The sequence below is a fragment of the Glycomyces sp. MUSA5-2 genome (genome assembly GCF_037034145.1).
Taxonomy (GTDB): domain Bacteria; phylum Actinomycetota; class Actinomycetes; order Mycobacteriales; family Micromonosporaceae; genus Glycomyces; species Glycomyces artemisiae.
In genome coordinates this window covers 341,911-358,172 of the sequence record NZ_JBAGKG010000005.1, presented here as the reverse complement: position 1 = coordinate 358,172, position 16,262 = coordinate 341,911, and the positions used below count along the sequence as shown (strand labels likewise).

Genomic DNA, 16,262 nt, shown 5'->3' with positions numbered 1-16,262 from the left:
GCGCGATCACGCCCCGCAGGCCCGGGTTTACAGTGAGGCCCAGGACCGACCCAGATGGGAGCCTTACCGTGACCGACCAGATCACCATCCCCGCAGAGCTGCTGCCCGCCGACGGGCGCTTCGGATCCGGACCCTCCAAGGTCCCGTCCGAGGCCATGAGCGCGCTGTCCGGTCTCGGCAGGTCCGTCATGGGCACCTCCCACCGCCAGAAGGCCGTCAAGTCGCAGGTCGGGCGCCTGCGCGCGGGCCTCGCCGACTTCTTCGGCCTCCCCGACGGGTACGAGGTCGTCCTCGGCGTCGGCGGCGCGACCGCGTTCTGGGAGGTCGCCGTGTTCGGCCTCGTCGACGACCGCGCCCAGGCCGCCAGCTTCGGCGAGTTCGGGTCGAAGTTCGCGAAGGCCATCAAGATCGCCCCGCACCTCGGCGACCCGACGATCGTCACCGCCGAGCCCGGCACCGCCGCGTACCTCGCCTACGAGGAGGACGTGGACGTCTACGCCACCCCGCACAACGAGACCTCCACCGGTGTGGCCGTCGACGTCAAGCGCGTCGCGCACCCGGGCGCGCTCATGCTCCACGACGCGACCTCCGCCGCCGCGGGCCTGCCGGTCGACCTCACCGAGACCGACTGCTACTACTTCGCGCCGCAGAAGGGCCTCGCCTCGGACGGCGGCCTGTGGATCGCGGTCCTCAGCCCCGCCGCGATCGAGCGCGCCGAGCGCATCGCCGCGTCCGGCCGGTACATCCCCGCGTTCCTCGACCTGAAGACCGCGATCGACAACTCCCGCAAGGAGCAGACCTACAACACCCCGGCCGTGGCCACCGTGGTGCTCGCCGCCGAGCAGGTCGACGCGCTCAACGCCGCGGGCGGGCTCGACGCCGCGACCAAGCGCTGCGCCGAGTCGGCCGGCGCGATCTACTCGTGGGCCGACGCGAGCACGTTCGCGACTCCGTTCGTGACCGACCCCTCCCTCCGCTCCAACGTGGTCGCCACGGTCGACTTCGAGGGCGTCGACGCCGCTGAGATCGCGAAGGTGCTGCGCGCCAACGGCATCGTCGACACCGAGCCGTACCGCAAGCTCGGCCGCAACCAGCTGCGCATCGCCACCTACCCCGCGGTGGACCCGGCGGACACCGCCAAGCTCACCGAGGCGATCGACTACGTGGCCGCGAAGCTCGGCTAGAGCGGCCGCAACGGTTCCTCGGCCGGTCGGGCGGCCCGGCACCCGCATGCCGGGCCGTCCGACCGACACGACCGTACCGGCTGCCACCGACATCGCCTCTGAACTGGACGTTCGCTTCAGGAGCCGCACTCCGGCACCTGACGGGCCGGACCGCGAAGCGGTCCGGCCCGGTTCCGTTCGGCGCGCACCGGATTCGGTTACATTGAAACGGTGAGAGAAGCCCCCGACCGCCGCGACCTCCGCCTGCTGCCGCAGCTCATCGAGCACCAGCGGGTGCGCACGACCCCGGTGAAGGCCAACGACTTCTCGATGCCCCTGGAGACCCCGAGCGCCGGATCGGCCTCCGCGCAGCGCCTCACCTTCGACGACGGCACCCACCTGTTCGCGAAGTTCGCCGAGGGCCGCGCCCCCGGCTACCTCGCCGCCGAATCCAACGGGCTCCGCTGGCTCGGCGAGGCCACGCAAGCGGTCGTGCCCGTGCTGCACGCCGACGACGGGATGCTCGTCGAGCCGTGGATCGAACCGGCCGCCCCGACCCCTGGGCACGCCGCCGCGCTCGGCCGCGACCTCGCGAGGATGCACGCCGCGGGCGCCGACCGGTTCGGCGCGCCCTGGCGCGGCTACATCGGCGAGACCTTCATGGACAACGACCCGGCCGGTGCGACGTGGGCCGAGTGGTACGCCGCCAAGCGGATCGCCCCGTACCTGAAGCCCTCCCGCGACAACGGCGCCCTCGACGCCGCCGACGTCGAGGCCGTGGAGCGGCTCGCGTCCCGGCTCGGCGGCCTCGCCGGGCCCGAGGAGCCGCCCGCCCGCGTCCACGGCGACCTGTGGTGGGGCAACGTCCTGTGGGGCGCCGAGCGGGCCTGGCTCATCGACCCGGCCGCGCACGGCGGCCACCGCGAGACCGACCTCGCGAACCTGCGCCTGTGGGGCGGGACCCCGCTGATCGACACGATCCTCGCCGCGTACGCCGAGGCCGCGCCGCTCGCCGACGGCTGGGAGGAGCGGACCCCGCTGCACCAGCTGTTCCCGCTCCTGGTCCACACGACGCTCTTCGGCCGCGCCTACCGCTCCCAATTGATGGGACTCGTGTCTCACTTTACGAAACTGTCATAGTGGGGGACTACGCTCGAACCATGCCTGCACCGATCCCCGCACCCGGCTCCGCGGCCCCCGCGAGCGCCCAGGGCCCCGGCGCCCTGCGGGACCGGCACGGGCGCGTCGCCACCGACCTGCGCGTGTCCCTCACCGACCGCTGCAACCTGCGCTGCGCCTACTGCATGCCCGAAGCCGGACTCCCGTGGCTGCCGAAGCCGACCCTGCTCACCGACGACGAAGTGTCGCGGCTCGTCCGCATCGCCGTGCGCGACCTCGGCGTGCGCGAAGTGCGCTTCACCGGCGGCGAGCCGCTCCTGCGCCCCGGCCTCCCCGGCATCGTCGCCGAGGCCGCCGCACTGGACCCGCGCCCCGAGATCTCCTTGACCACCAACGCGATCGGCCTCGACAAGCTCGCGCCGACGCTCGTCGCCGCCGGGCTCGACCGCGTCAACGTCTCCCTCGACACGCTCGACCGCGACACGTTCAAGGCCCTCGCCAAGCGCGACCGGCTCGACGCGACCCTCGCCGGGATCGAGGGCGCGGCCGCCGCCGGGCTCGCGCCCGTCAAGATCAACACCGTGCTCACGCGCGGCGTCAACGACACCGAGGCGCCCGCGCTGCTGCGGTTCGCCCTCGAACACGGCTACGAGCTGCGGTTCATCGAGCAGATGCCCCTCGACGCGGCGGGCGTGTGGCGCCGCGACGAGATGGTCACCGCCGCCGAGATCCTCGACGCCCTGCGCGCCGAGTTCGACCTGGTCCCCGACCCCGCGCACCGCGGGTCGGCCCCGGCCGAGACGTGGCTGGTCGACGGCGGACCCGCGAAAGTGGGCGTCATCGGCTCGGTGACGCGGCCGTTCTGCGGCGACTGCGACCGCACCCGCCTCACCGCCGACGGGCAGGTCCGCAACTGCCTGTTCGCGCAGGGCGAGACGGACCTGCGCGGCCTCCTGCGCGAGGGCGCCTCGGACGCGGAGGTCGCGGGGCGCTGGCGGGAGGCCATGTGGGGCAAGCTGCCCGGGCACGGCATCGACGACCCGTCGTTCCTCCAGCCGTCCCGGCCCATGTCGGCGATCGGGGGCTGAGGGTGGTCACGGTGCGGTACTTCGCGGGCGCGAAGGCGGCCGCGGGGCGCGGCGAGGAGCAGGTCAGCGCCGCCGACGTCGCGGAGCTGAAGTCGGTCCTGGAGGGCCGGCACGGGCCGGTCCTGGGGAAGGTCCTGTCGGCGTCGACGCTGCTGGTGGACGGGCTGGCCGCGCGGGACCCGGGGACGGTGCTGCCCGCGGGGGTCGTGGTCGAGGTGCTGCCGCCGTTCGCGGGCGGGTGAGGCGGGCCCGGTCCGGGTGCGGGCCGGAACGTGAAAGCGGATTTTCCGGATTTGTCCCGCGCCGCGCCCCCTTTCCATGACCGTACGCTCCGGGTCCGACACGGTGCGCGTTCGCAGGTGCGGCCCGGTTCCGGGCCGGTTCGGGCGGGGATCGCAGGCCGTGCGGGGGTGCGGGTCCGGGTCGGGGGCGGGAGCCGCTGGCTCGGGGGCGGTGCGTGTCTGCGAGGATGCATGTGTGCGCCGTCCTGATGAACGAAAGCAGCCGCAGGTGGCGTCCCCGCTGTTCGAGCTCTCGGCCGACATGCGGACCACCGGCGAGCGGCGGCGCCGCTCGCACCGGCCCCATTCGCGGTACGTCCGCGAGTCCGTGCCGATGCCGGAGCCGGCGTTGACGACGCGGACGCCCGACCCGTGGCTGGAGTCCGCCCCGCTGCTCACCGGCATGGACGAAGTGGGGGCGGGCCTGCTCGACTCCCTCGACGCGATGCAGCGCGTCGCCGCGTCCGCCGGGCGCGGCCCGCTGCTCATCAACGCCTCGCCCGGGACCGGGAAGACCCACCTGCTCATCCGCCGCACCGCGTACCTGGTGCAGGAGCTGGGCGTGCCCGCCAGGCAGTGCCTGGTGCTGGCCGCCTCGACGGCGGGCGCGGCGCGGATCAGGCGGGAGCTGGGGACGCTGCTGGGGCGCGAGGCCGCCGCGATCACCGTCGCCGAGTTCGACGACTTCACCGCCGCGTCCCCGCCCGAGCTCGGGCACCTGTTCATCGACGACCTGCCGCGGATGCCGATGCGGCTGTTCCGGCAGCTGACCGAGCACCGCGGGCCGGAGGCCGACGTGACCGCCACGGGCGACCCGGACTCGGCGCTGTGCGCGGGCGAACCGGCCGCGTTCGCGGCGTTCGGGGAGCAGTTCCCGCAGGCGCACGTGATGCGCCTGTCGCGCAACCACCGCAGCCCCGCCGCGGTCCTCGTGGCCGCCTCGCAGGTGGTCGAGCCGATCAGCCGCGTCCCGGGCCGCCTCGTGCAGCCCGAGCGCCCGGCCCTGGAGGGCTCGGGGATCGGCCGGTACTTCGCGGTCGACGCCGACGACGAGAAGCGGTTCGTGGAGGCCCTGACCGAGCGGCTCGCCGACCTCGGGGTCGCCGAGGGCGAGCTCGCGGTCATCGGGCCGGACGGCCTGTCGGTCGCCGAGGCGGCCGACGGCGAGTACCGCGTGGTGTGCCTCACGGGCGTGACCGCCGAGGACTGGCCGAACACGGCCGCGGCCCGCCGCGAGCTGTACGTGGCGCTCGGCCGGACCCGCGACCTCGCCTACGTCTCCCACACCGGTGCCGGATCGCCGCTCCTGGCCGATGTGGACCAGGGCCTGTTCAGTCCTTTCGGGATGGTCCCGCAACTGCGCTCGGGCCCTGAGCAGCCGCGACTGCTGTAGCACGCGCGGTCCGACCACGTGGAGTTCCCACGCGGACACGAACGGATGGGACACAATAGGCGGGTAACCGCCGTCTCACGCTGGGAGTCCCGATGGAGCACACCGAAGAGGACACCGTTCCTCTGCACCGGCCGGATGCTCCCGCCTGGTCTCCGTTCGCACCGCCGGAAGTGAACGCGCAGTACGCGGCCGGCCCGGAGGCCGTCCACAATCCGCGCACCACCGACCACGTGCCGAGCGCGCCGCCGCCCCCCGCGATGCCGATGCCCGCGGAGCCGCAGTCGCCGACCCCGTCGCAGCCGCAGCAGGCCGCGTCGGACGGCTGGCCGTCGCCGCCGTCCCAGGGCGTGCCGCCGGTGTCGCCGCACGTCCCGGTGCCGGTGTTCCCCGATCACGCCGGTGCGCTGGAGCGCGTCGGCGTCACCGCCGACGACTTCGCGTCGCGGCGGGTCGTGCCGCCGCGCCCGCCGGTCGCCGAGACGGGCCTGCGCGGGGCGCTGCACCGGTTGAGCTTCGGCGCCGTCGCGCTGCCGCCCGGCCCGCGCGAGCGCGCCCGGCAGCGCGCGGTCGAGACGGTGCGCCGCAACTTCGGGGGCCTGCGCCAGATCACCGTCGTGAACCCGAAGGGCGGGGCGGGGAAGACCGTCGCGGTCCTCATGCTCGCGATGACGTTCGGGCGCCACCGCGGCGGGTACGTGCTCGCTTGGGACAACAACGAGACGCAGGGGACGCTGGGCATGCGCGCCCAGCAGGACTTCCACGTGCGCACCGTCCGCGACCTGCTGCGGGACCTCGACCACTTCAAGGGGCCCACGGGGCGGATCGGCGACCTGTCGCAGTACGTGCGCGCCCAGGGCGGCGCGATGTTCGACGTGCTCGCCTCCGACGAGTCGGCGACGGCCGGGGAGATGCTCACCGCGCAGTCGTTCGGGGACCTGCGGGAGGCGGTGTCGCGGTTCTACAAGCTCATCGTCGTCGACACCGGGAACAACGTGCGGGCCCAGAACTGGCAGGCGGCGATCGACGCGACCGACCAGCTGGTGGTGACGATGTCGGCGCGGAACGACTCGGCGGAGACCGCCGCGAGGATGCTCGACCACCTGGAGCAGACGGGCCGCCGGGACCTGGTGCGGGGCGCGGTGTCGGTGGTGTCGATGCCCGCCCACCGCAAGGACGTGGACCTGCCCGCGGTGCAGCGGCATTTCGCGGCCCGGACCCGGGCGGTGCTGCTGGCGCCGTACGAGAAGCTGCTCGACTCGGGCGAGCCGATCCGCTACGACTCGTTGAGCAAGGCGTCGTCCGCGGCCTGGCTGCGGATCGGCGCGGCGGTGGCCGAGGGCCTGTAGGAGGCCAGGAGGTCGACGAGGCCCGCGGCGGCGTCGGCGAGGCGGGAGTCGTCCTCGTCGGCGTGGCCGGTGACGAGCGCGCCCTGGACGAACACGAGGGCGGTGCGCGCGAGCCGCCCGGGGTCGGCGGCCGGGTCGAGCTCGCCGCGCTCGACGGCGCGGGCGAGGATCGCGGCGAGGTCGCGTTCGAGGTCGGTCCAGGCGTCCTGGACGCGGCGCATCGTGGCCGGGTCGTCGGCGAGCTCGACGGCCGCGCGGACGACGAACCCGCCCTCCTTCGAGTGCCTGACGACGACGTCGAGGATCTCGGCGACGGCCCGCAGCGCGTCCGCGGGGTCGTCGTCGGCGGCTTCGCGGCCTGTCGCGCGGCGGGCTATCGCGCGCAGCTCCGGCTCGGTGTCGTCCCTATATCGTTGCAGCGCTGTGATGTAGAGCTGGTGCTTGGACCCGAACGCGGCGTAGAGCCCGGCGCGGTTCATGCCGGTGGCGGCGACCAGGTCCGACATGGAGGTCGCGGAGAACCCGCGGTCCAGGAACACCCGTGTCGCAGCGCGAAGGACTCTGTCCAAATCGGCGTTCTTATTTCTGCTCACGTTGAGCACCGTATCGACACCCGGTGCTACGGGTCAATAACCGCAAGGCGGGAGTTGACTCACGAGGCGCGAGTGAACGGTCGCACTGCGCAGGCGCCCGGCTTGACACCCCCAGGGGCAGCGGCGAGAATGAGCGCAAACTGAACAGGCGTCTGGCGGGGGAAGTCCGGTGAAAGGCCGGCGCTGACCCGCAACGGTAGTCGCGGTCGCGAAATGCGACAACCGGGCACCCTTCTGCTCCTGCCCGGTCCACCCGCGTGAGCCCGAATACCCGCCGCGCCCAACGGAAATGTCAACGCCTGTCGTGGTCTACAGGCGCTTGCGGCGCAGCCGCCTGCCCGAAGACCCACTCGCTCTAGGAAAGGTCAGGCAATGCGCCACCTTGCCGGCCGCGTGCTCATCGCAGCGGCCCTGCCCGTCACCCTGCTCGCGGCGTCGCCCGCGCACGCCCAGTCGTCGCAGCCGTTCGCCGAGCCCGCCGCGGCCGCCGCGTCCTGGCTGGCCGCCCAGTCCGACGGGACCGCCTGGAACCAGGACCCGGCGACGACGCTCGACGCGGTCATCGGCCTCCAGGCCGCCCGCGTCGGCGGCGACCAGGTGCAGACCGCGCTCGAATGGCTCAACGACACCGCGGTCCTCGACCCGTACGTGAACACGACCGCCGCGGGCGGCGCCGGGTTCAACGCCGGGTCGGCTGGGAAGGTCATGTACACCGTCGCGACCGCCGGGGGCGACCCGACGGACTTCGGCGGCATCAAGCTCGCCGAGGAGACCGCCGCCGCGCAGGCCGCGAACGGCACCTACGGCGACGGCACCGCCCTGTCGACCGCGTGGGCGGTCCTCGGCCTCTCGCGCACCGACACGCCCGCGGGCGAGGCCGCGGCGACCGGGTTCGCGGCGGTCCAGTGTCCCGACGGCGGCTTCAGCTTCGGCGACGTCGACGGCGGCGACGACTGCGCCTCCGACCCGGACACGACCGGCCTGGCCGTCTCGGCGCTGACGACCCTCGGCGACCCGGCCGCGGCGTCCCTGGAGTCTGCGGTGGCCTGGCTGGAGTCGGCGCAGGCCGAGGACGGCGGGTTCGACGGCGGGTTCGGCGAGAACGCGAACTCGACGGCCATGGCCGCACAGGCGCTCCTCGCGGCCGACCGGCCCGAGGCGGCCGAGCGGGCGGTCGCGTTCCTGCTGACGCTCCAGTTCGGCTGCGACGGCGCCGCCCCCGGTGCGTTCATGTACACGAACCCCGAGGACGCCGACTTCGGCGAGGCGACGCGCCTGCTGGCGACCGCGCAGGCGATCGTCCCGGTCTCGGGCCAGGACCTCGCGACGCTCGACGCCTCCGGCTCGGCCGCCGACGTCCCCGCCGTGGACTGCGAGTCCGCGGACGCGGGCGACGGCGCCACCACGGCCGCCGACGACGAGGAGTCCGGTTCGGCCTCCTGGCTGCCCTGGGCGATCATCGCCGCGGTCGTCGTCATCGCCGCGCTCATCGTCGTCTTCGCGCTGCGCTCGCGCCGCGGCGGCGGCTCAGGCGGGGCGGGCGCCGCGGCGCCGGCCGGGCCGAACGCCGGTGACACTGCTTCCAACGACGCTGCTTCCGGCGGGTCCGCTTCGGACGAAGCGGCGGGCAAGGACGCCGACGAGGGCAAGGACAAGTAGTCCCTCCCGTGTCCCTTCGCGAACGACGCGCAGCCAGCGCCCGCCTGAGCGGCGGGCGCTGGCTGCGCGTGCGCGCGGTGGCGCTCGCGGCGCTGTTCGCGGCCGCCGCGCCAGTGGCGCCCGCGGCACCCGCAGCGGCGCAGGACGCCTGCGCGGGCGTGACCGTGGTCGTCGACTTCGGCGAGCTCGACGACCTGCGGACCGGGTGCGCCGCCGATCCGGCGGACGGGCTCGACGCGCTCGCGCAGGCCGGGTTCGCGGTCACGGAGGTCGCGGCGATCCGCGGCATGGTGTGCAGCATTGACGCGCTGCCCGCGACCGATTGCGGCGCTTCGCCTCCCGCGGACGCGTACTGGTCGTACTGGCACGCGAACGCCGGGGACGAGGAGTGGACGTACTCGATGGTCGGCGGCGCCGACGCGACCCCTGACGCGGGCGACGTCGAAGGCTGGGCGTTCGGGGACGGCTCCGCGCCGCCCGCGCTCGCGCCCGGCGACGCCGTCGCATCGGAGGCCGGGTCGGAGCCGGAGTCCGGCGGGTCGTCGTACACGTGGATCGTCGCCGTGGCCGTGCTCGCCGTCATCGGCGCGCTCGCGGCGTGGCGGCTCCGGCAGCGGCGCGCCTGACCGTGCCGACCGGACCCGGCCCGATGCGCCGCCGCACCGCCCACCCCGTCGCCTGGTGGGCGTGGGCGCTGCTGCTCGCGACCGCCGCGGGGCGCACCGCGAACCCGTGGCTGCTGCTCCTCATCGCCGCGGTCGCCGGGCTCGTGGTGGCGTTCTGCCGGGGCGACGAGCCCTGGTCGGGCGCGTACCGGGTGTTCCTCTACATCGGGTTGAGCGCGGTCGCGGTCCGCATGGCGTTCTATGTGGTCTTCGGCGGCTCCGACGGGCCGACGGTCCTGTTCACGCTGCCGTCGGCGACGCTCCCGGAGTGGGCGGCCGGGTTCCGGCTCGGCGGCGACGTCACCGCCGAGGGCGCGCTCGCCGCCTTGTACGACGGGATGCGGCTCGCGGTGCTGCTCGTGTGCGTGGGCGCGGCGAACGCGCTCGCGAGTCCGCGGCGGCTGCTGCGGTCGGTTCCGGCCGCGCTGTACGAGGTCAGCGTCGCGGTCGTCGTGGCGCTGTCGGTGGCGCCGCAGCTGGTCGCGTCGGTCGGGCGGGTCAGGCGGGCGAGGGCCTTGCGCGGCAACACGAGCCGGAGTCCGGCGAACCTCATGCGGACGGTCGTCGCGCCGGTGCTGCACGAGGCGCTCGACCGGTCGCTGCACCTGGCCGCGGCCATGGCGTCCCGCGGGTACGGGCGCGCCGCGGGCGTGCCCGCCCCGGCCCGCCGCGCCACCGGCGCCGCGCTCCTCACCGGGCTCCTCGGCCTGTGCGCGGGCGCGTACGCGCTCCTCGGCACCGCTACTCCCGCGCCGCTCGCGTGGGCGGTCCTCGCGGTCGGCGCGGCGGCCGCGGTCTTCGGGATCGCGTTCGCGTCCCGGCGCGTGCCGCACACCAGGTACCGCCCTGACCGGTTCGGCCCCAAGGACTGGGCGGTCGCCGCCTCCGGCGCGGCCGCCGTCGCCGGTTCGGTGGCGAGCCTCGCCCTCGAACCCGCGGCCCTGTGGCCCGCGACCGCACCGCTCCACGTACCCCCGCTCCCCCTGTACGCCGCGGCCGGAGTCCTCCTCGCGGCCGCACCCGCATTCCTCGTGCCGTCGACGCCCGAAAGCGCCGCCGGACCGGTGCACGACCGCGCCCGGATCCGCGCCTCCGCAGCGGGAACGGCCCCGGCGGAGGCTCCGGCCGCGCCCGCGGGCACCGCAGGCCGCCGCCGCACGGCCCGATCGGTGGCCACCGCGGCTCCGGCAAGCAACGGCGATGGAACACCGGGCGGCAACCGGCAGCCCGCTTCGAGCGTCGGCACCGGCGCACCGCAAGGCGGGCGGCGTCCCGCCGCGGACGCCGAATCCGCGGCGCCGCGAGGCGACTCGGGCACCGACACCTCGGCAACGGAAGGCACCCGATGACCGTCGACGCCATCGTGTTCGAGCACGTCACCTTCGCCTACGGGGCGGCCCCGACCGGCGCGGGCCGGACCGTCCCGGCGGCGCCCGTCCTCGACGACGTGTCGTTCGCGCTCCCCGAAGGCGAGTTCTGCCTGCTCGTCGGCCCGACGGGCGCGGGGAAATCCACGCTCCTCAAGGCCGTCAACGGGCTCGTGCCCCGTTTCACCGGCGGCGACATGCACGGCCGCATCGCCGTCGCCGGGCGCGAGGTGCGCACCGCGACCCCGGCCGACCTCGCCGACGTCGTCGGCTACGTCGGCCAGGACCCACTGGCGGGGTTCGTCACCGACGAGGTCGAGCTCGAACTCGCCTACACCGCCGAGCAGCTCGGGATCGCGCCCGCGGCGATGCGCAAGCGGGTCACCGAGATCGTCGACCTGCTGGGCCTCGCCGACGTGCGGGACCGCGCGCTCGCGCAGCTGTCGTCGGGTCAGCGCCAGCGGGTCGCGATCGGCGCGGCCCTGGTCGCGGGCCCGGCCGCGCTCGTGCTCGACGAGCCGACGTCGGCGCTCGATCCGGCCGCGGCCGACGAGGTGCTGTCAGTGCTGCACCGGCTCGTCCACGACCTCGGCGTCACGGTGCTGCTGGCGGAGCACCGGCTCGAACGGGTCGTCCAATATGCAGATTCCGCCCTCCTTCTCGACGGCGGCAAGGTCGCCGCCGGTCCGCTCGGCGAGGTGCTCGCCGAGTCCCCTGTCGCTCCCCCGGTGGTCGGCCTGGGGCGGCTGGCCGGATGGCCCGGCCCGCCGGTGACGATCCGCGAGGCCCGGCGCCACGCCGCCGGACTCCGCGAGACCCTCACTGAACGTGCCCGAACCGTAGCGCGACCCACCGACACTTCCGTCCCGTCCGCATCGCTGGAACCGCCGCTGCTGGAGGCCCGGGGCGTCACGGTCGACTACCCGGGGGTGCGCGCGGTCGCCGGGATCGACCTCGTCGCGCGCCGCGGCGAGCGCATCGCCCTCATGGGCCGCAACGGGTCCGGGAAGTCCAGCCTCATGTGGGCGCTCCAGGGCACCGGGAAGCGCTCCGGCGGGACCGTCGCCATCGCGGGAACCGACCCCGCGTCTCGCAGGCCCGGGGAGCGGCGCCGCCTCGCCGGGCTCGTGCCCGCCGAGGCCGCCGACCTGCTGTACGCCGAGACCGTCGCCGCCGAATGCGCCGGGGCCGACGCCGACGGCGGCGCCCCCAAGGGCGCCTGCGCGAAGATCCTCGACGACCTCGTCGACGGCGTCGACCCCGAGACCCACCCCCGCGACCTGTCCGAAGGGCAGCGCCTCGCGCTCGCGCTCGCCGTGACCCTCACGGCCGCACCGCCGCTGCTGCTCCTCGACGAGCCGACCCGCGGCCTCGACTACCCGGGGAAGGCCGCGCTCGCCGCGCGCCTGAAAGCCCTCGCGCAGGCCGGGCACTGCGTGGTCGTGTCCACGCACGACGTCGAGTTCTGCGCCGAGTTCGCCTCCCGCGTGGTGGTCCTGTCGGACGGCGAGGTCGTCGCCGACGGCCCGGCCCGGCAGATCACCGCCGCGTCGCCGATGTTCGCGCCGCAGGTGGAGAAGATCCTGCCCGGCTGGCAGACCGTCGCCGAGGTCGCCGCGGCCCTGGGGCTCGACGGTGAGTGAGGTGCGGCCCGCGGCGCTCCCGGCCGCGCGTCCCGCCGTGCACCGGCGGGCGGCAGTGGCGCTGGCGCTCGCGGCGGGGTTCGGGCTGGTGGCGATGTCGTGGCCGCTGCTGGCGGCGCCGGGCGGGGCGCTGACGGAGACCACTTCGGGCCCTTGGCTGTTCGCACTGCTGCTGCCGCTCGTGACGGCGACGGTGGTGGTGCAGCTGGCCGACGGCGGCCTGGACGCGCGGGCCGTGGCGCTGCTGGGCGTGCTGTCGGCGGTGGTGGCGGCGGTGCGGCCGTTCGGGGCCGGGGCGGCCGGGGTGGAGACGGTGTTCTTCCTGATCGTGCTGGCAGGCAGGGTGTTCGGGGCCGGGTTCGGGTTCCTGCTGGGGTGCACGGGCCTGTTCGCGTCGGCGCTGCTCACGGGCGGGGTGGGGCCGTGGATGCCGTACCAGATGTTCGCGGCGGCGTTCGTGGGCCTGGGCGCGGGCCTGCTGCCGCGCACGCCGGACACGCGGGCGGGCCGGGCCGGGGAGCTGGCGCTGCTCGTCGTCTACGGGGTGGCGGCGTCGCTGGCGTACGGGCTGCTGATGAACCTGTCGTTCTGGCCGTTCGCGATCACGCAGGGGGAGCTGGCGTACGTGCCGGGCGGCGGGCTCGGCGAGAACCTGCCGCGGCTGCTGGCGTACTCGCTGGCGACGTCGCTGGGCTGGGACGTGGGACGGGCGGCCACGACGGCGGTGCTGCTCATGCTCACAGGCCCGCTGCTGCTGCGGGTGCTGCGGCGCGCGGCCCGGCGCGCGAACTGGTCCTAGCGGCGACGAGCCCGGCGGGACCCAGGCGTTCAGGCGTTGCGGGCGAGGCGGAAGCCGAGGTCGTCGATGCGCAGCACCGGCATGGTGCGGCGGCGCACCCCGGCCCGGCACGACCAGTGCTCGTCGAACCAGCCGCCGCCCTTGATGACCCGGTAGTCGCGGTAGACCTCCCGGTCGTACACGTCGAAGCACCACTCCCAGGTGTTGCCGAGCATGTCGTACAGGCCCCACGGGTTCGGCTCGCGCCCGCCGACCTCGTGGAGGCGCTCTCCGGAGTTCCCGCGGTGCCAGGCGATCGCGTCGAGGTCGCCGTAGCGCGGCCCGGCGGTCCCGGCCCGGCAGGCGTGCTCCCATTCGGCCTCGGCGGGCAGCCGGTAGCCGTCCGCGGCGCGGTCCCACACGACGGCATCGCTCTCGCCGGTCTCGGCTCCCGCGTAGACCGGTTGCAGCCCTTCGCGTTCCGACAGCGCATTGCACCAGCGGACGGCGTCGAGCCAGGACACCTCGACGGCCGGGAGGTCCTCGGCGTCCTCCCCGTCGAGCACCCCGCCGCCGAGCACCTCGGCGTACAGCCCGCGCGTGACCGGGACGGCGGCCAGGCGGAACGGCGCGACCTCGGCGGTCCAGGAGCGCTCGGTCCGCCGGTCGTGGAGCGTCGCGGTCCCCGCGGGGACCGGCAGCAGCTGCGGTGTCACCGACGAATACTAGAGCCCGCCACCGACAGGTGACACCGGTCACGGCCGGTCACATCGGAGGGCCCGGCCGGTTCACACGGGCAACAGCGTCCTACAGAACCGGAGCAGTCCGATGAGCATCGCCTTCACCATCGTCACCGTCGCCGCGGCCCTCTGGACCGGGTTCTCGGCCTACTCGATCTGGGCGAAGGCCCCGTACGTGGTCGAGCCCCTGCGGCACTACGGCGTCCCGCAGTCGTGGTGGTTCTGGCTGGGCCTCGCGAAGGCCGCCGGGTCGGCCGGCCTCCTCGTCGGCCTGGCCGTCCCGTGGATCGGCATCGCCGCGGGCACCGGCCTGGTCCTGTACTTCCTCGGCGCGGTCGTCACCGTGGCGCGGGCCCGCGCGTACGGGATGCTCGTCGCCCCGCTCATGTACCTCGTCCCGGCGGCCGCCGCGCTCACCCTCGGCATCCTCGTCTGAGCCTTTCCACCACGGCCGCAAAGGAAAAGGGCCCGCGCACCGCGCGGGCCCCTCCTCCTGTTCCCTTAACGCTGCCACTGCTCGGCGAAGGAGACGCCGACCTTGGGGCTGCCGATGAGCGCGAGCGGCGTGAAGAACCCGATCTGCCCGAGGACCCCGATGAGGACGACGATCTGCTCCTCGGTGAGGTGCTTGCGGGCCTCGTCGACGAGCTCGTCGGAGACGCGCTCGCCGGTCGGGTTCGGGGTGTGGACGGCCTCGGCGAGGGCCAGCGCGGCCCGCTCGGCGTCGGCGAACAGCGGCGAGGTGCGCCAGGTGGCGACGGCGCCGAGCCGCTCGGGGGTGTCGTCGGCGGCTTCGAGCTGCCGGGCGGTGAAGTAGCTGGAGCCGAGGAGCTGCCCGACGCGCAGGTGCACGAGCGACGCGGTCTTCGCGGGGAGGACGCCGTCGGCGTTCACCTTGTTGACGGCGGCGGCGATCTCGTTGACGACGGGCAGGTACTGGGCGGGGTTCTCGATGCGGGGCAGGACGGTCATGGCGGTGTTCCCTTCTCGGTGTTCGCGGTTCTGCCTCCATGACGGATGCCGGGACGCCGATGTGACCGCCCTTCTTGCGATGCGCGTCACATGAGATCGCGGGAGGGGTCGGCGCGGGCCCGGCGTTGAAAGGCGCACCGACGAAGGGACACCCCATGAGCACTCCCCCCACGCACACCGCCGAGGGCCGCGTCTGGCTGGTCACCGGCGCCGCCGCCGGGTTCGGCCGGGCGATCACCGAGGCCGCGGTCGCAGCGGGCGACACGGTGGTCGCGACCGCCCGCACCCCCGAGGCGCTCGACGACCTGGCCGCGGCGCACCCGGGCCGGGTCGTCCCGGTCCGCCTGGACGTGACCGACCCGGAGCGGATCCGCGCGGTCGTCGCCGAGACCATGCTCTGGTACGGCCGCATCGACGTCCTGGTCAACAATGCGGGCCGCGGGCACCTCGGCGCGGTCGAGGAGACCACGGACGCGGAGCTGCGGTCCCTCATGGACCTGCACGTGTTCGGGCCCGCGAACCTGGTCCGGGAGGTCCTGCCGCACATGCGCCTGCGCCGTTCGGGCGCGATCGTGCAGCTCTCCAGCATGGGCGGGCGCACCTCGTTCCCCGGCGTGGGCGCCTACTCGGCGACGAAGTTCGCACTCGAAGGGCTCAGCGTCGCGCTCGCGGCGGAGGTCCGGCCGCACGGGATCGACGTGATGGTGGTGGAGCCGAGCGCGTTCCGCACGTCGTTCGCGAGCGGCGGGCACACCGAGTCGGCGCCCGTGGAGGGCTACGAGGACACGGTGGGGCGGTTCCGCGAGTCGTTCCCGGCGTCGGACGGCAGCCAGCCGGGCGACCCGGCGAAGGCCGCGGCGGCGATCGTCGCGGCGCTCGGCGCCGAGGAGGTGCCGCTGCGCCTCGTCCTGGGGGACACGGCGGTCGACGCGATCCGCAGGGACCTCGCCGCGCAGGGCGCGGAACTGGACGCGTGGGAGCACGTGTCCCGCGCGATGGGCTACTGAGCGAGCAGCCACCACCAGCGCGGCAGCTCCGCGGCCAGCGACGCCGCCGTCAGGGCGCTCAACGCGATCGCGGCCCATGCGGGCCAGGCGATCCAGGCGCAGACGACCCCGGCGGCCATGGTCGCGGCGAGGATGAGGACCGTGACCGGTCCGGGGACGGGGATGATCGCGGAGGGCTTGTCGCCGGGCGTGGCGAACACGGTCGGGATGGCGATCGCGACGACGACCGCGGCGATGCCGAGGGCGAGGTTGACCTGGGCGGCGGCGGTGCCGAGCGCGGCCCACGCGGCGATCTCGGTGAGGAACCGCAGGGCCGCGGCGGTGCGCCGCTTCGGCGAGGCCGCGCCGAGGTCGTGGACAGGGGTCTGGGTCACGGTCCGATGATCCTCCGCGAAGCGCTGCGCCGCAAACGCGGACGGGCCCGCCGTCCCCGGCGGGCCCGTCCCCG

The 16,262-nt window shown here is 74.8% G+C and carries 16 protein-coding genes, 1 pseudogene and 1 riboswitch; of the genes and pseudogenes, 13 read left to right on the top strand and 4 right to left on the bottom strand.

Features of this window, described 5'->3' with window-relative positions; genetic code table 11:
• Positions 1 to 68 precede the first annotated feature (68 nt).
• From serC to WA640_RS18110, 6 genes and pseudogenes are all read left to right on the top strand, one after another.
• Positions 69 to 1,184, top strand: a complete 1,116-nt coding sequence (gene serC / locus WA640_RS18135) for a phosphoserine transaminase (RefSeq protein ID WP_335989412.1) — start codon at positions 69 to 71, stop codon at positions 1,182 to 1,184.
• Between the two features lie 210 nt (positions 1,185 to 1,394).
• Positions 1,395 to 2,303: a fructosamine kinase family protein gene (locus WA640_RS18130; RefSeq protein WP_335989410.1), complete on the top strand. Its 909-nt coding sequence runs from the start codon at positions 1,395 to 1,397 to the stop codon at positions 2,301 to 2,303.
• A 20-nt stretch (positions 2,304 to 2,323) separates the two neighbouring features.
• Positions 2,324 to 3,370 carry a GTP 3',8-cyclase MoaA gene (gene moaA / locus WA640_RS18125; RefSeq protein ID WP_335989409.1) on the top strand — a complete coding sequence of 349 codons (1,047 nt, stop codon included), beginning with the start codon at positions 2,324 to 2,326 and terminating at the stop codon, positions 3,368 to 3,370.
• 11 nt (positions 3,371 to 3,381) lie between these two features.
• On the top strand, positions 3,382 to 3,612 hold the full coding sequence (locus WA640_RS18120; protein WP_245888883.1) for a MoaD/ThiS family protein: 231 nt from the start codon (positions 3,382 to 3,384) through the stop codon (positions 3,610 to 3,612).
• Positions 3,613 to 3,847: 235 nt separating this feature from the next.
• On the top strand, positions 3,848 to 5,044 hold the full coding sequence (locus WA640_RS18115; RefSeq protein ID WP_335989407.1) for a UvrD-helicase domain-containing protein: 1,197 nt from the start codon (positions 3,848 to 3,850) through the stop codon (positions 5,042 to 5,044).
• A gap of 71 nt (positions 5,045 to 5,115) precedes the next feature.
• Positions 5,116 to 6,390, top strand: a pseudogene (locus WA640_RS18110) (MinD/ParA family ATP-binding protein); the annotation flags it as partial.
• Here WA640_RS18110 and WA640_RS18105 read toward each other — a convergent pair.
• A complete protein-coding gene (locus WA640_RS18105; RefSeq protein WP_335989405.1) occupies positions 6,318 to 6,959 on the bottom strand; it encodes a TetR/AcrR family transcriptional regulator in 642 nt (213 codons plus the stop codon). The pseudogene WA640_RS18110 and the gene WA640_RS18105 overlap by 73 nt on opposite strands.
• A gap of 160 nt (positions 6,960 to 7,119) precedes the next feature.
• Positions 7,120 to 7,276: riboswitch (cobalamin riboswitch) on the top strand.
• A gap of 79 nt (positions 7,277 to 7,355) precedes the next feature.
• On the opposite strand from WA640_RS18105, the gene WA640_RS18100 reads away from it, so the two are divergent.
• Genes WA640_RS18100 through WA640_RS18080 form a run of 5 tightly spaced genes read left to right on the top strand, consistent with a single transcriptional unit; the run spans position 7,356 to position 13,116 of the window.
• A complete protein-coding gene (locus tag WA640_RS18100; protein WP_335989404.1) occupies positions 7,356 to 8,642 on the top strand; it encodes a hypothetical protein in 1,287 nt (428 codons plus the stop codon).
• A gap of 8 nt (positions 8,643 to 8,650) precedes the next feature.
• Positions 8,651 to 9,268 (top strand): hypothetical protein, encoded by a 618-nt coding sequence (locus tag WA640_RS18095; RefSeq protein WP_335989402.1) that lies wholly within the window; start codon positions 8,651 to 8,653, stop codon positions 9,266 to 9,268.
• A gap of 2 nt (positions 9,269 to 9,270) precedes the next feature.
• The gene (locus tag WA640_RS18090; RefSeq protein ID WP_335989400.1) at positions 9,271 to 10,656 is read left to right on the top strand and encodes an energy-coupling factor transporter transmembrane component T; all 1,386 of its coding nucleotides are present in this window, start codon (positions 9,271 to 9,273) and stop codon (positions 10,654 to 10,656) included.
• Positions 10,653 to 12,317 carry an ABC transporter ATP-binding protein gene (locus WA640_RS18085; protein ID WP_335989398.1) on the top strand — a complete coding sequence of 555 codons (1,665 nt, stop codon included), beginning with the start codon at positions 10,653 to 10,655 and terminating at the stop codon, positions 12,315 to 12,317. Before WA640_RS18090 ends, WA640_RS18085 begins: the two co-directional genes overlap by 4 nt.
• The gene (locus WA640_RS18080; protein WP_335989396.1) at positions 12,310 to 13,116 is read left to right on the top strand and encodes an ECF transporter S component; all 807 of its coding nucleotides are present in this window, start codon (positions 12,310 to 12,312) and stop codon (positions 13,114 to 13,116) included. Before WA640_RS18085 ends, WA640_RS18080 begins: the two co-directional genes overlap by 8 nt.
• Positions 13,117 to 13,145: 29 nt before the next feature.
• On the opposite strand, the gene WA640_RS18075 is transcribed toward WA640_RS18080, so the two are convergent.
• Positions 13,146 to 13,811 carry a formylglycine-generating enzyme family protein gene (locus WA640_RS18075; protein ID WP_335989395.1) on the bottom strand — a complete coding sequence of 222 codons (666 nt, stop codon included), beginning with the start codon at positions 13,809 to 13,811 and terminating at the stop codon, positions 13,146 to 13,148.
• Positions 13,812 to 13,923: 112 nt separating this feature from the next.
• On the opposite strand from WA640_RS18075, the gene WA640_RS18070 reads away from it, so the two are divergent.
• The gene (locus WA640_RS18070) at positions 13,924 to 14,271 is read left to right on the top strand and encodes a DoxX family protein (protein ID WP_335989393.1); all 348 of its coding nucleotides are present in this window, start codon (positions 13,924 to 13,926) and stop codon (positions 14,269 to 14,271) included.
• 65 nt (positions 14,272 to 14,336) lie between these two features.
• On the opposite strand, the gene WA640_RS18065 is transcribed toward WA640_RS18070, so the two are convergent.
• Positions 14,337 to 14,807 carry a carboxymuconolactone decarboxylase family protein gene (locus WA640_RS18065; RefSeq protein WP_335989392.1) on the bottom strand — a complete coding sequence of 157 codons (471 nt, stop codon included), beginning with the start codon at positions 14,805 to 14,807 and terminating at the stop codon, positions 14,337 to 14,339.
• Between the two features lie 155 nt (positions 14,808 to 14,962).
• Between WA640_RS18065 and WA640_RS18060 the strand changes: the two genes are divergently transcribed.
• Entirely contained in the window at positions 14,963 to 15,814 is an 852-nt protein-coding gene (locus WA640_RS18060) for an oxidoreductase (protein WP_335989389.1), read from the top strand.
• Here WA640_RS18060 and WA640_RS18055 read toward each other — a convergent pair.
• On the bottom strand, positions 15,808 to 16,188 hold the full coding sequence (locus tag WA640_RS18055; RefSeq protein ID WP_335989388.1) for a DUF2568 domain-containing protein: 381 nt from the start codon (positions 16,186 to 16,188) through the stop codon (positions 15,808 to 15,810). The two genes, WA640_RS18060 and WA640_RS18055, sit on opposite strands and share 7 nt — an antisense overlap.
• Between the last annotated feature and the right edge of the window lie 74 nt (positions 16,189 to 16,262).